Below are 14545 nucleotides of genomic sequence, written 5' to 3' on the forward strand. Positions count from 1 at the left end.
CCGCACGGTCAGATAAAAGATATGTAAAGGGAAGGCAAAATGACGATTGCTCAAGACGTAAAAACACTCCTCGCAAAGCTTGGCGTGGCCGAAGCCGCCTATACCGGTGGAACAATGGCTTCCTACAGCCCGGTCACCGGCGAGAAGATTGCCGATATTGCCATTCATTCGGCGGCCGATACAGCCAAGGCCATTGAACAGGCCGATGCGGCCTTCCGCGAATGGCGCCTTGTTCCGGCACCCAAGCGCGGTGAACTCGTTCGCCTCTTTGGTGAAGAGCTGCGGGCGCTGAAGACGGAACTCGGCCGCCTCGTCTCGATTGAAGCGGGAAAAATCCCGTCCGAAGGGCTCGGCGAAGTGCAGGAAATGATCGACATCTGCGATTTCGCGGTCGGCCTTTCCCGCCAGCTCTACGGCCTGACCATTGCAACGGAACGTCCAGGGCATCGCATGATGGAAACCTGGCATCCCCTCGGCGTTGTCGGCGTCATTTCCGCCTTCAACTTCCCGGTTGCCGTCTGGTCGTGGAATACGGCGCTTGCCCTCGTCTGCGGCAATGCCGTTGTCTGGAAGCCATCGGAAAAGACACCGCTCACCGCCCTCGCCTGCCAGGCCATCTTCGACCGCGCGGTCGCGCGCTTCGGTGACGTGCCGGCCGGCCTGACCAAGACATTGATGGGCGACCGGACCGTCGGCGAAGCCCTGGTCGATCATCCCAAGGTTGCGCTCGTCTCGGCAACCGGCTCGACCCGCATGGGCCGTGAAGTCGGCCCGCGTCTGGCCAAGCGTTTTGCCCGTTCGATCCTTGAGCTCGGCGGCAACAATGCCGGTATCGTCTGCCCGTCAGCCGATCTCGACATGGCGCTGCGCGCTATCGCCTTCGGTGCCATGGGAACGGCTGGTCAGCGCTGCACCACCCTGCGCCGCCTCTTCGTGCACGAAAGCGTCTACGACACGCTCGTCCCGCGCCTGAAGAAGGCCTATGAGAGCGTTTCCGTCGGCAGCCCGATCGAGACATCGGCCCTCGTCGGCCCGTTGATCGATAAAGCCGCCTTCGACAACATGCAGAAGGCAGTGCAGGAAGCCGTCGCCCACGGCGGCAAGGTTACCGGCGGCGCCCGCGTGGATACATCGCATCCGAATGCCTACTACGTCCGTCCTGCCCTTATCGAAATGCCGAAGCAGGCCGGTCCGGTGACGGAGGAGACCTTTGCTCCAATCCTCTACGTGATGAAATACAGCGATTTCGACAAGGCGATTGCCGATCACAACGCGGTTGGTGCCGGCCTGTCGTCGTCCATCTTCACCCTCGACCTGCAGGAAGCCGAACGCTTCCTCAGCGCGGATGGATCGGACTGCGGTATTGCCAACGTCAACATCGGCACATCCGGTGCTGAAATCGGCGGCGCTTTCGGCGGCGAAAAGGAAACGGGCGGCGGCCGCGAATCCGGCTCGGATGCCTGGAAGGCCTATATGCGCCGCGCCACAAACACCGTCAATTACTCCAAGGCATTGCCTTTGGCCCAGGGTGTTTCCTTCGACATCGACTGATCGATATCCCTGACTGCAACAATACAGCCCCCGGCCTTTCAGTCCGGGGGCTTCTTATTGTGGAGACAAGACCAAAGCTGCATCTATTCGAATGGAGTCGTCGCCAGCAGGCCGCATGTTTTATTAAAATTTTATACTTTGGATAATCCCATCCATTCATTTGCATAAATACTTCTTATGCCCATTTTATATTTGTTTACTTAAATATCACTCTGACCATCTCAAACCTGTTCAAAACGGCAAATAACTCTCCTCTTAAGTTAGACTTAAGATGACAAACAATAGAGTTATCCAAGAAAAGAATTCAAAGCAGGGAACAAACGTATGTTGACAGTATACAATTGTATCGTCAATCAGCACGATATCAGGCTTGTCTTTCTTGCCGCCGCCATCTGTATCTTTTCTTGCCTGACAGCTGTTGATCTTCTTCGCCACGCCCGCAACTCGGCACATCAGGCCGTTTGGCTGAGCGTTTCCGCGGTTTCCTGCGGCTTCGGCATCTGGGCCACGCATTTCATTGCGATGATGGCGTTTTCACCCGGCCTGCCCAACGGCTATAATGGCCTTCTCACCATACTATCCCTCGTCATAGCCGTGCTCGTCACAGGTCTTGGTGCGCATACCGCAATCACCGCCAGATGGCAGAATGCGGATCTTGCCGGCGGCGCCATTATCGGCGCCGGTATCGCCGCCATGCATTTTACCGGCATGGCTGCCTTTGAGGTTGAAGGCAGAATTGCCTGGGACCCCACTCTTGTCGCGGTGTCCATTGGTACCGGCATTGTCCTTGGCGCTTTCGCCGTCCGCCTGGCGCTGGCCAAAGCGGAGGACAAAACCCGGCATGCGGCAGCCGGCATGCTGACCCTGGCGATTTGCAGCCACCATTTCATTGCCATGGGTGCGGTCGCGATCATTCCGGATTCGTCCATCTCCGTTCCGGCAAATGCACTACCCGCCAGCCTTATTGCAATAACCGTGGCGCTGGTGAGCACCCTTATTCTCGTCGCCAGTTCGATTGCGTTCACGGTCGACGTTCATAACCGCAGAAACAGGCTCGAACTGCAGCGCATGCACAAGCTGGTCAACGCAGCAGTGGAAGGATTGGTCATCTGCGACGGAGACATCATTGTAACCGCCAATGAAAGTTTCCTGACATTGGCAACCATGGAGAGCGCCTCCCTTGAAGGCATCTCGCTGGCAACCTTCCTGCCCGATACGCGCCTGCGCTCCAAATTGCTGAGTGATCAGAATGAACTGATCGAGGCCGATCTTGTGGGCGGCGATGGCCAACTCGTCCCTGTGGAACTCATCGCCCACACGATCGACTTCAATGGCAAATGGCATCGCGCTCTTGCGGTCCGCGACCTGCGTTCGCGCAAGGAAGCGGAGGCGCACATCAGCTATCTCGCGCACCATGACGCACTCACCGGGCTGCCCAACCGCCGCAATTTCAATGCCCGTCTCGACCAGTTGATTGCAACTGCGGCAAGCGGCGAAGAAACCTATCTCGCGCTGTTCTGCCTGGACCTTGACCGGTTCAAGGAGGTCAACGACCTGTTCGGCCATGCGGCCGGCGACGATATATTGCAGCGGGTTTCAGGCGCGATCACGCGGCTGCTCGGCAAGGACGACATGCTGGCGCGCCTTGGCGGCGATGAATTCGCCGTTCTCGTCCCCGGGCTCGTCACACCGACGGCGGCCTGCCGCCTGGCTGACAGAATCCTCGAAGCACTGCAGTCGGAGAATTCGAATTCCCCGATCGGCTTCCTGATTTCAACCAGCATCGGCATTGCCATCTTTCCTGTCGACGCGACCGATCGCGAAACCTTGCTGAACCAGGCCGACACGGCCCTTTACCAGGCCAAGGCGGAAGGCCGCAACACCTATCGTTTCTTTGAAGCAAAAATGGGGGCCCAGGCCAGGGAACGGCGCCTGATAGAGCACGACCTGCGCAATGCCCTGCAGCGCAATGAGCTGCGGCTGGTCTATCAGCCGCAGATACGGATGGACACAGGCGCGATCACCGGCTTCGAAGCCCTGATGCGCTGGCACAATCCGCGCCAGGGCGATATTTCCCCTACGGTGTTTATCCCCATCGCCGAAGAGAGCGGTATCATTTTGCAGCTTGGCGAATGGGCGTTGCGGGAAGCCTGCCGAGAAGCGGCCAGCTGGGACAAGCCCCTGTCTGTTGCCGTCAATGTCTCTGCCGTGCAGCTCTACAGCCACGATTTCACCCAGCGCGTACACAGCGCCTTGCTGCATACGGGCCTGCCGGCACACCGGCTTGAGCTCGAGATCACCGAAACCGCACTTATAAAGGATACCAACCGCGCCCTGACCACGTTGCGCCAGTTGAAGACACTCGGCGTGCGTATCGCCATGGACGATTTCGGTACGGGCTATTCCTCGCTGTCGAACGTCCGCGCCTTCCCGTTTGACATGATCAAGATTGACCGCTCCTTCATCAAATCGGTCGACAAGAATGAACAGGCTGCCGCCATCGTCAAGGCGGTGCTCGGCCTTGGCCGGGGTCTGGGCATGCCGGTTCTTGCTGAAGGCATCGAAACCCCGGACGAGCTGGAGTTCCTGATGGGCGAATCATGCAGCGCCGGGCAAGGATTCTATCTGGGCATGCCGGGCCCGATGGAGGGTTTCCGGCATCTCGTCAGCGACGGAACGCAACCGGTGGACAAGAAACTCGTCGCACTCTGACATCGTTCTGGACGCGGCGCCGCACAGGGGAGCCGCGTTCCATCGATTGACGCACGGCACCTCTGGCCCACCTTTTCCCGCGACAAACCATTCAGGCGCGGGACTGCTTTATGCGCTGGAATATTGCCGCCTCATTTTAGAAACATCACGGAAACAAAACGCTACAAACCGGAAATATTGTCGCAATGTTCCCGCTCCATAAAGAGCAAGTAAAATGATTTTGTATTCTCGAATCACAGAAGAATACATTTCTTCTTCCCGCAGGTGGCCGTGAGAAATATTTCGACTTTACCAACAATACTGCTAGCCGGAATGATGCTCTCCACAAGCGCTGACAGTGTATTTGCTGCAGAGCGACCACCGTCACGCAAAGAGCTTTGCGTGAAATTCCAGGCAGAGGTTCATCAAGCAATCATCGAGCATGCCGAGGCTCCCCGGGCGGCCAAGGCAAAATCACTGCAGAAAAAGGCTATCCGCTTTTGTGCAAGCAATCGGCAGGCACAGGGCATACGGACCTTTGCAAAAGCACTGAAAGTACTCGGTGTGCAACCCGCCAATAATTGACGGTTGCATCACAACAGCCCCAACTGAGAGGAAACGGCATTATGAAAAAGTCACTCTACACAGCACTTGGTCTTGCACTTGCCCTTGCATTCTCTGCGCCTGTGCTCGCCACCAGCAGCACCACGGCATCGGCAGCACCGATGAAGAAGCATCATCATATGAAGAAGCATCATCGCCACATGAAGAAGCATCATCGCCATCATCGTCATCATGCAAAGAAGATGTAACAACAGCGGCTTGATTTGAACGACCCTTAAAATGATGCTGGTCAGCGGACGCCGTTGACTGGCATCATTTTGTTTTGACGCTTGATCATCTGCGTTCTTGACCTGCCTCGGCGGGGAGCACTACCGGTTGCGGGTCTGCCGGTTTATCGCAAGGTTCCGGTCCTGAATATCCCGTATCAACGTATCGTTCATTTCGGACAGGGATGACGGGGCGCCCTGCATCCCCGGTGGAACCGGGCTCATGCCCGATGGTTTTGTGCGGATCGTCCTCCCGCTGTTTCCGCGCTCGGCGGCAAGGGAGGCAGGGAATATCCGACCGGCCCCGCCTTGCAAAACATCGCCGATCCATTGTTGCGCACCGCCGGCTATGCGGGCGCTCAATGGGACAATCTGTGCGAGAAGAAACAATCCCGAAAAACAGACCAGCACAAAGGGTGCGATTTCCTTGATGGTTGGAACCGCCCCTTGATCCATCGACACTTTCAAGGCGATCACAACCTCTTTGATGATCAGCAGGAAGAAACTCAAAAACGCATAGAAGAAAATCGGCACGAGCATTGTCTGAATGGCAACGCTCAGCCAGCCGGAAAAGAACCGCGACACGCCCTGAAACAACAGCATCACAATGAAACCGGGGGCCAAAGCCAGGACAATCCACAATGCGAGCTTCGAGAACAGCATCAGGAAAACCGCATATCCGACAAACAAGGCTGCCGCGATCCAGACAATGCCGGAATGCAGGGAAGACAATAGCCCGTCTGCCGGCGGCGTTCCCCTGTTGCCCGGGCCGGATTTGGCTGCGGGATCGGCGTCCGGCGGCGCCTGTTTTGCCACCGGAACTGGCGTGACCACACCCGTGGCCGGCGCAGACATCCGCGCCGAAGCCAGCAGCGCTATCTGATAAAAATCATGGAGATCCCGTTCTACCGTCGTTTGCGACATGGCGCCACGCCCGACATTGACGATGTTGTTCATCATGACCGCAGAGATGGCCGTGGGAATGCCCGAGATCACACCATATGCCAAGGTTTGAATTGGTCCCCACCCCGTGGCGATCGAGAAGATGATGGCGATGCGAAACAGGCGGAAGGCGATGTCAATGACGCTGCTTTCACCCCGGCCCTGCCAAAACCGGAATCCCCAGAATACCAGGTAGAGCACCAGCAGCCCGGACAAGACAGGCGTGAGTTGACCGGCAAAAGCCCCGTATGTGGACGCCGTGAAACTTCTGCCGAGACGATCGATATTGTCCGACATCAGAGCGATGTAATTGGGTGCTTCCGGCAAGGCCATGGTTCAGGTCTCAAACCCGAACAAGGCAACCAGCGCTTCATTCACCGGCCTGAGCGGCCCGCAGTCGCGTGTCGTTGCGGCAAACGAGAACAATCCGGGGGAACAGGGGGTTTTCAACCTCTGATCGCTCCCGCAGGCGGTGCCCGTCATCAGGATGCAGAGCAGCAGGCAGATGGTGCGAAACGTCATGTCTTGTCTCCGGGGCGGCAAAAGGCAGGCAGCCATTTCTGCGGATCATCACCCAGATGACGGCGCAGGGCAGTCAGTTCCTCGATTGTATCGGCGCGGGCGGATAAAACCTTGATCAGGTCATCCATGCCGTTCAGGCGCAGGCGTGCGATGACCGATTCCTGTCCATGCTTGATCAGGAACGACCGGCTTGACGCGTCGGCTGTCCGTATCCACTGGATTTCCCGGGCCGAGAGACCAAAGCCCGTGGTGTGGCTTTGCAGATCGGCATGCGGATTGGGGAAAAAGATGTGCGTTGCACTCTGCTCCATCAGCGTATTGGCAAGCGAAGAGGACGCGATGTCCGATGCACTTTGCGTGCCGAAGCCAACAACGCCGTTGAACTTCCGGATGGTCTTCATCTTGTCCTTGATGAAGGCGGCAAAAATATCGTCATCGAGAAGCCGCCAGCCCTCGTCCAGGAAAATCAGCAGCGGGTTGCCGTCGAGCAATTCGTCCAGCCGATGGAAAATATACATCAGCGCCGCACTGCGGATGAGCGGGTCATCGAGCACCTTTGTCATGTCAAATCCCGCAACATCGGACCATGTGAAGTGATCCCTGGGGTTGTTGAACAACCAGCCAAGCTGGTCCGGGCGCAGCCATTTGTCGAAACGGGAGAGAAGATCATCGCCGCCGGCGCGCAGGCGCCCGCGCAGCAGGGAACCGAAAGCGCCCAACGAGCGCATGTCCGGACCTGAGGCAAAGATTTGCGCAATGGCCGAGCGGAGGACGCTTTCCTCCCCGGCGGGCAGCCTTGCGCCATCCGGCCGCCGCACCATGAGCGAAAACAGCTGGAACAGGAACTCGCGGTTGGGTCCCGTGTCAGGCAGGGACAGCGGATTGAAGCCCGAGGGCTCTCCGGGCTCCAGGACGGCATAATTACCTCCCAGTGCCCGGATGAAGATTTCGGCACCGCGATCCTTGTCGAAGAAAATGCAGCGCGGTTTTGGCGCGATGCGTTGCGACTGCGCCATCAGAAACGAAAGAGCCACCGTCTTGCCGGAGCCGGAGGGGCCGATCATGGTGAAATTTCCAAGATCGCGCACATGGAAATTGAAAAAATAGGCGGTTTGACTCGTCGTCTCCAGCAACGAAATGGCGCTGCCCCAATGATTGCCGTCGGATTTGCCGCTCGGGAAATTATGCAATGACAGGAACCCGGAAAAGTTCTTCGAGGAGATCATGGCCGAGCGGGCGATATAGGAGAAATTCCCGGGCAATTGCGCCCAGAAGGCCGGTTCGCAATTCAGGTCTTCGCGCAACCAGAGAATGGCCTGATCCGTCAGGGTGGCGCCGACGGCGCGGATGCAGTGATCAAGCTCTGCCTTGTCGTCGCCGAGGCACATGATGGAGAAATGGTGATTGCCGTAAATCGAACGCGCGCCCAGCAATTCATCACGGGCGCTGTTGAGCTGGCTGCCCACCACGGAACCGGCTTCATCGGCCATGGCGATCTGCCGGGAGACGCGCTCTATCTGCGCCTGCACCACAGGCTTGTCGACGATCGCGAAGCTTTGGCTGACGATGAACTCATGCGGGACCTTCAAAAGCCCGTCGAGCAGCAGCGGTCCGGTATAGGGGGGATATTCCCGGATGGAAAGCATGGCGCCCAGCCTGCTGTTATCAGGCGGGGTCGATCCGACGAACTCGATGGCATTGCGGCCGAAGTGCAGCCGTTTCATCGCCAGCGCCCCGTCAAGCGGCATGCGCGGCAACCGCATTTTGACCGGTTCCAGGCCATTCACGATCTGGACGAGGAACTCCAGCGGTTCGGAAAAATAGACCCCCGGTTGCGGCTCGCGAATACCAAGGCATCGCGCGCCGTAATCCTGCAGGACATCCCGGATGTTGAGAACGGCATCCTGCAGTTCGCGCAGATCCTGCGCTTCGCCGGAGGCCCCGCCATCATCGGACGCCTTGGCAAACAGGCGCCGCGTCGCCTTGTCGATGACGCCAACCTGCCCGCGCAGGGGACGGCGGACGATGGTGACATACATGTCATTGACGAACATGCGATGCTGCTCGAGTTGCGCCATGTATCGCCGGTTCAATTCATCGGCGAAGGGGTTGTCGAACCTGCCCGCGAGGCCCGGTTGAATGCGGCGGCGTATCATATGGCCATAGACGGCATAGCGGCTGCTGCCGAGGGATCGCAACAGGGTGTTGCGTGCTTCAAGCTTGCCGTTCAGCTGCGCCATATCGGCGGTCTCGAAACAGAAGCCGTCGAGTTTCAGAACGCTTAGCAGATAACCATCCCGGGTGCGCAACACCGTGTCATCCACATGGCGTGTATAGGGGATGTGCGCCGCAACGGAGCGCTCGCGCTGGCTCGACGAACCGAACCGCATCTCCCGGCGGACGGGACGGCTGGTCATGGACGGTCACCGGCTGCATAGCTTCTGATGCCCCAGACCGCTTTGGATTGCGGCGGTGCCTTCGACATCTTCACGCGCAGGATGGTGAAAATCTGATCGTCCAGCAGTGTCAGAAAATAACCAAGGCTGTGGATCGGCAGGACAAGCAAAAGCATGAGCAGGTTCTTCGTTGCCAGGAATGTGCATGCCGTCACGACGATGTTGAACATGGCGAACATGTAGGGAACCCCGAACAGCGTCGGCGCGCGGGTCAGGGCTTTGACCATAGGCACGAGATCTGGCGCATCATCCGGGATCATCTCAGTGCCCCAATGCGCTCTGGAAGAAGGCGACGATCTGCGTCGACCCGAACACCAGGACAATCCCCATGATCACCGACCCGGCAATGCCCCAGGTGAAGCGCCCGGTCCAGGCGAGAAACCCGCAGCTGATGACGGCCAGGATGGCGATCATTGAGGCAATTGGCCCGGTGAGAATGCCGATGAGGGTCTGCAGGACAGACTGCACCGGCTGCAGCCCCGTCTGGGCATGGGCACCCTGGACCAGAACGCAAAGCGTTATCCAGGCCGCTATCCCGCGGGTGACGATACGCCCGGCGAGCGACGGCGACAGGGCGATTTTGAAAATGAACGAATGAAAAAACACTTTGATTACTCCACGTGAAGAACAAATCCTTGCGTCCATGCGCCGATACTGCCTGCATCGGGTTTGTCCGGCGCTTTCCTGCCTTGATGGGCGGCTTTCCCAGGCACTTTGCGGTCACCGAGTGGCCGCCAGTCATAGACGTCCGAAAGCACGGCCGCGACGTAATGGACCGTCTCGGGATAAAGCGGAATGCCACCGCTTTGCTCCACGGCAAGCTCGCCGGCATTGTAGGCGGCGAGGACATAGAGCGGATTGGCATATTTGGTTTGCAGGTGTTTCAGATACCGCACGCCGCCACGGACATTGTCCTCCGGGTCGCAAATATCCACCTCGAACCGGCGTGCGGTTGCCGGCATCAATTGCATCAGGCCGATGGCACCGGCGCTGGAGACGCTATCCATACGAAAGCCGCTTTCCTGCCGGGCCACAGCGACGGCAAGCGCCACATCGGCATGCTCCTCCCTGGCGATGCGCTGGACCAGCGCCTTGCCATCTTCGGCCGAAGGCACGCGTTTGAACTGGCATACCGCCATATCCGCCGCCGGTTGCGGTGCTGTGGTTCTTTCGCCGGACGCCGTGATCTTGACCGGCGGCATGCCGGGATCGTTGGCTTCGACGGCGCGGGCTGCTTCCGGGACAGTCAGGCCAAGCAGGCAAAGACCGATCAGAATCCGCATCAGCCGATGAGCTGTGCGGGCAAAACGGCCTGTGTCGACGGCAGCAGGACTGCTGGACCTGTTTGCCACAAAGCTCATGGGGCACCGCGCGCGCGACGGCCGGAGGCGTTCCACAACATGTTTCCCTGTACGGCAGCGGGGCGCCCGGTCTGCCTGACATAGGGAACGTAAAAAATCTCGGACACGGCGCCGGGCCGCCCCTCTTTACGGCCCAGTTGCACGACAATCGGCAGCGTTGCATGCAGATGATCGATGATTTCCGCTTTTGAAAGACCGCCACTCCCGCCAAAGCCGCTTTGCATGACCAGCATTGCCAAGCGTTCATAGGCCGCACGCGGAGAATTTGCGTGAACCGTGGAAAGCGAACCGGGATGCCCCGTGTTGATGGCCTGCAGGAAATCCAGCGCCTCGCTGCCGCGCACTTCCCCGAGGAGCAGGCGGTCGGGGCGCAAGCGCAGCGACGCTTCCACCAGACGCCGCATGTCCACCTGTGCGATGTTCTGATTGCCCCGTGATGCGATCAGCCGGACATGGTTGCCATGCGGCGGCATGAGTTCGGGCGTATCCTCGATTGTGATGATCCGCTCGTGCCCCGGTATTTCCCGCATCAAGGCGTTGAGAAACGTCGTCTTTCCCGTTCCCGTCCCGCCTGAAATGATCATGGAGATACGGTGACGCAGCGCCAAATGGAGGAATTGCGCGATATCGCCCGCATCGAGGTGGCCGCACAGGGCCTGTTCCTCGTCGGTCAAGACATCGGCCCCGCCGGTCACCCGCGCGCGGAGAAGCGCACCGGCCTCGGCATAGTCGGAGAGTGACAGATCACGAACGATCTTCCGCCGGATGGCAATGGCGCCTCCGTCCGGTGCCGCGGGCGGCAGCACCACCTGAACGCGCGAACCATCCGGCAGGGATGCGGAAAGCAGCGGTTCTTCTTCGTTGACAAACTGATGACTGGCGGCGGCGACCCGCTCCGCCATGAAGCAGATCCGCTCGCGGGTCAGCTCCGGCAGGTTGAGCGCAACCATACCCGCCTGCAGCACGCCTGAACCATATTCGACGAAAACCCTGTGCGGTTCATTGATGCAGATCTCGATGACATCCTGCCTTTCCAGCAGCGATTGCAGTGGTGCAAAGGCCAGCGAGATCAGATCGTCGTTGCGGGAGACCATGCCCATCAGGAAGCCTCGCGCCACACAAAACCCCGGAAAGCGGGTGTGTGCGGGTTTCTATTGTCCATAGCCGTCGCGCCCCCTTTTGAGCTCCTGCAGCTTTTCGCGCACCGGATCCGTGTAGAGATCGGAAAAATCGAGATCGCGGCGGACAAAGATGGCTACCGGCGTTCCCTGATTGATGGTGATCGTGGGTGGAATGTTCAGTGACCCCTTCAAGGCCTCCCCTGCGACCTGAGCAAAGGTTTGCGCCGCAACCGCTGCGCCCTTTGCCGCCATGTTCGCGCCGATATCGATATTGGGACGGGTCGTGACGGTCCGGACTTCATTGGTCTTCGGATCAACATAGGTTGTCGTCACCGGGCCTGAATTCAGGCTGGACGACGTGTCCGTGGAAGCCAATATTTGACCGCCGGCGGAAATCGCGCTGAGCAGGATCGCGGAACCGTATCGCTCAAAAACATGCCTGTTCACATGACCGCTCATTCCGGAGCGGCCAAGCTCATCCGTTCCGATGGAACCGAGATTGATGGACACGCCGTCCGACCGCAACAGCCGGGTCCAGACGATGAAAGCCCTTGTCTGCCCCTGCGCCAGTCCGGCGTTGTATTCGCCGATCAGCCGCGTGCCTGATGGCACGAGAATCCGCCTTCCGTCGAACGACCAGACATCATCCGTGGTTATGGCCCGCACCATTCCCGGCAGGTCGGTTTGGACTGACGTTTCGAGGACACCCCGCACAATAGTGCCCTGCGGCACCAGTGCGTCGATGCGCGGGTTCTTTTCAGCCTTGGCCGTTTCGGCGGATTTTCCGGACAGGGAGGCGAGAAACTGATCGTTCGGATTGGTGGCCTGAAACGTATCCGGGCTTTTCGGTTTCTCGTCGGCACCCCTCTCGTTGTGGGCCGGCTCACCCGCGGTGCCCAGTTCCGAAACGATCATCGGCGAACGGTAGCGGTCCTGTTGCTTCGCATGATAGGCCGCCTCCTCCGCCTCGGCACGGCGGCGTGCTTCTTCCTCGGCGCTGCGCCGCTGACTTTCCGAATCGTCAGTGTTGCCCGCCCTTCTTTCGATCACCGCCGCGGCTTGCGGCAGGAGCGGTGCTGCGTTCCGTTCGGGCGGCGGCGTGAGATTGAGCTGGCCCGCACGGGATGGCAGGAAAGCTTCGTCGGACACCGCGCGCTCGCCTTGCGGCGGCCGCGGGTGGCCCAACAGCGGCAAGGCAAAAAGCCCGGTTGCCCCTGCCGCAAGACATAGGCCAACGATGCCGGCCCGCAATGTGCGCTTTGGTTCCAGCAGGCGGGAACCTGTCCCTGCCTCGATATCCAGACTGCGATGGTAGTCGAGATCGGGCATCGCTTATCTCCAGCGCCGCTTGGAGGCGGGGGCATCGGCGATGACGGCCGGCGCGGCGACAATCGATGGCGCTGTTTTCCTGTTCAGATTGAACAGGCAGGTCGCATAATCGCCGTGCCGCAGCATCCACTGCTTCGCAATCTTGTCGACAACGATATAGTCTCCCTCACGCCGGTAATTGGCGAGGATCTCGCGCTTGCCTCCTTCAACACTGAAGATCGCCGGAACATCGCCCTGAAACCGGAACCATGTCTTGACGCCGTCATCAAAAGCCTCGGCCGGTTTAAGCGCACGGTCCCCGCGAAAATGATAATCCATATTGGCATCTTCATGGCGGAACCCAGCGCGGTTTGGTTCCGATACCAGCCGTTGCGCCTGGGCCAGAAGCTTGGCGTCCATCTCCACGTCGGGATAACGGAACTTGATCATGTAGGTCTGATCAGACTGCGAATCCGGATGTGCACGCAGGACAAAGGTGTAGACATGCTTGTCGCTGACGATGTTCATGTTCGTCGCGGCTTTCGGCTCCACCGGCTTGAGAAAAATGATATTGCCCTTCTTGTTAGGCTCGATTTTCCAGGAAATGCTGTCGCCAACGGCAACCGTTTCGATTTTTTCCGTGTCGCCCAAAACGATCATCGTCGACACACCGTAGGTTGCATCGACCGCAACGACGTTGCTGGGGTTGTAACTCACCGTCCTGACACGGGCATCCGCGGTGCCACGCCGCGGCGCTACTTCCGCCTGCGCCGCATGGATGACCGCCGCTATCGTTATTGCGACGCCAACCGGCAATACCATGCAGGCGCGGGCACGTGTCCTCATGGCTGGTACCGGTCACCGGGAGTGCCTTGGCCGGACAGGCTTTCCTGATCGCGGCGATAGTCGACGACCTGAAAACCAAGCGGATTTTCGAACCGCCATTCATTGGGCATGGGCGCTTTGGAATACTGGAAATGCAGGAGAGAAACCCAGTGTTCCTCTGCGCCGGACTCGCGGCCTGTCCGCTGTGTGGAAAACCGGACCACGGCCGTAAGCCTGTTGGGAAGTTGTATGGATTTGATCTTCAGTTCCACCCGGGTCTCGCGGCCGAAGCGCGTCACCGGATTGTCCGCATTGGATGGACTGTAGAGCGCAAAGAGATCCCGCGCGGCATCACGTGTCGACAGCAGCTGGGCAAGATCAAAATTGTCTTTCACCGTTGCCGGATCATAGGTCTCGCGTGCTTTCAGGTAACGAACCACATACATGCGCGCGATCGCTTCGTTCTGCGTCAGATCACCGTCGGCAAGTGGTTGTTTTATCTCCATAAATCCGGTTGTCTTGTCGACTTCGATGACATAGGGCTCGAAGCTCTTGAGCGGAAGCAGCAAGGCGAGACAGGTCAACGTCAGGCAGGCCAGGGCAAAGCTGATGACAGCCACCAGCCACGCGGTCAGCCGGGACCGCTTCACGGTGCGGATGACATCGTTTTCCCAGCGGATGGCTTCGCTGAAATAGCGCCTGTCCGGCCCGGGTGCCAATCCTGCCTCGATTATGTTTTCATTGGATCCAGACGCATTCATCACTGCTGGCGAAACCTTGAAATCGGTAAAACTGAAAATTCTGAAATGAAAACTTTGTAATATGACCGCGCGCCCTGCCTCGATTGCGCAGCGCCCGAAGAACCGTTCAAGTTGTAAATATCATGCGAACGCGGAACACAATTCGACTTTGGTCTGATGCCTTTCGCCCAGGCAGGA

The 14545-nt window shown here is 58.8% G+C and carries 14 protein-coding genes; 4 read left to right on the forward strand and 10 right to left on the reverse strand.

Features of this window, described 5'->3' with window-relative positions; translation table 11 throughout:
* The first annotated feature begins 39 nt into the window (after positions 1–39).
* From amaB to J1W56_RS04705, 4 genes are all read left to right on the forward strand, one after another.
* The gene (gene amaB / locus J1W56_RS04690) at positions 40–1551 is read left to right on the forward strand and encodes an L-piperidine-6-carboxylate dehydrogenase (protein ID WP_223612132.1); all 1512 of its coding nucleotides are present in this window, start codon (positions 40–42) and stop codon (positions 1549–1551) included.
* Between the two features lie 324 nt (positions 1552–1875).
* A complete protein-coding gene (locus J1W56_RS04695; protein WP_223612133.1) occupies positions 1876–4263 on the forward strand; it encodes a bifunctional diguanylate cyclase/phosphodiesterase in 2388 nt (795 codons plus the stop codon).
* A 381-nt stretch (positions 4264–4644) separates the two neighbouring features.
* Entirely contained in the window at positions 4645–4827 is a 183-nt protein-coding gene (locus tag J1W56_RS04700; RefSeq protein ID WP_223612134.1) for a hypothetical protein, read from the forward strand.
* A 41-nt stretch (positions 4828–4868) separates the two neighbouring features.
* Positions 4869–5054 carry a hypothetical protein gene (locus J1W56_RS04705; protein ID WP_105737844.1) on the forward strand — a complete coding sequence of 62 codons (186 nt, stop codon included), beginning with the start codon at positions 4869–4871 and terminating at the stop codon, positions 5052–5054.
* A gap of 120 nt (positions 5055–5174) precedes the next feature.
* Here J1W56_RS04705 and J1W56_RS04710 read toward each other — a convergent pair whose 3' ends face one another.
* The 10 genes from J1W56_RS04710 to J1W56_RS04755 form a co-directional block, all read right to left on the reverse strand.
* On the reverse strand, positions 5175–6347 hold the full coding sequence (locus J1W56_RS04710; protein ID WP_223612135.1) for a type IV secretion system protein: 1173 nt from the start codon (positions 6345–6347) through the stop codon (positions 5175–5177).
* A gap of 3 nt (positions 6348–6350) precedes the next feature.
* Complete coding sequence (locus tag J1W56_RS04715; protein ID WP_223612136.1) at positions 6351–6536, reverse strand: hypothetical protein; 186 nt, start codon at positions 6534–6536, stop codon at positions 6351–6353.
* On the reverse strand, positions 6533–8953 hold the full coding sequence (locus J1W56_RS04720; RefSeq protein ID WP_223612137.1) for a VirB4 family type IV secretion system protein: 2421 nt from the start codon (positions 8951–8953) through the stop codon (positions 6533–6535). Before J1W56_RS04720 ends, J1W56_RS04715 begins: the two co-directional genes overlap by 4 nt.
* Complete coding sequence (locus J1W56_RS04725; RefSeq protein ID WP_223612138.1) at positions 8950–9252, reverse strand: type IV secretion system protein VirB3; 303 nt, start codon at positions 9250–9252, stop codon at positions 8950–8952. The genes J1W56_RS04720 and J1W56_RS04725 overlap by 4 nt, the downstream gene beginning before the upstream one ends.
* Before the next feature lies 1 nt (position 9253).
* A complete protein-coding gene (locus J1W56_RS04730; RefSeq protein WP_288191833.1) occupies positions 9254–9541 on the reverse strand; it encodes a TrbC/VirB2 family protein in 288 nt (95 codons plus the stop codon).
* A gap of 62 nt (positions 9542–9603) precedes the next feature.
* On the reverse strand, positions 9604–10353 hold the full coding sequence (locus tag J1W56_RS04735; RefSeq protein ID WP_223612139.1) for a lytic transglycosylase domain-containing protein: 750 nt from the start codon (positions 10351–10353) through the stop codon (positions 9604–9606).
* The gene (virB11, locus tag J1W56_RS04740) at positions 10350–11453 is read right to left on the reverse strand and encodes a P-type DNA transfer ATPase VirB11 (protein ID WP_223612140.1); all 1104 of its coding nucleotides are present in this window, start codon (positions 11451–11453) and stop codon (positions 10350–10352) included. Before virB11 ends, J1W56_RS04735 begins: the two co-directional genes overlap by 4 nt.
* A gap of 51 nt (positions 11454–11504) precedes the next feature.
* A complete protein-coding gene (gene virB10 / locus J1W56_RS04745) occupies positions 11505–12803 on the reverse strand; it encodes a type IV secretion system protein VirB10 (protein WP_223612141.1) in 1299 nt (432 codons plus the stop codon).
* A gap of 3 nt (positions 12804–12806) precedes the next feature.
* On the reverse strand, positions 12807–13628 hold the full coding sequence (virB9, locus tag J1W56_RS04750) for a P-type conjugative transfer protein VirB9 (RefSeq protein WP_223612142.1): 822 nt from the start codon (positions 13626–13628) through the stop codon (positions 12807–12809).
* Positions 13625–14326, reverse strand: a complete 702-nt coding sequence (locus tag J1W56_RS04755; protein ID WP_308526417.1) for a virB8 family protein — start codon at positions 14324–14326, stop codon at positions 13625–13627. Before J1W56_RS04755 ends, virB9 begins: the two co-directional genes overlap by 4 nt.
* Between the last annotated feature and the right edge of the window lie 219 nt (positions 14327–14545).

The organism is Phyllobacterium calauticae, from assembly GCF_019991125.1.
Taxonomy (GTDB): Bacteria; Pseudomonadota; Alphaproteobacteria; order Rhizobiales; family Rhizobiaceae; genus Phyllobacterium; species Phyllobacterium calauticae.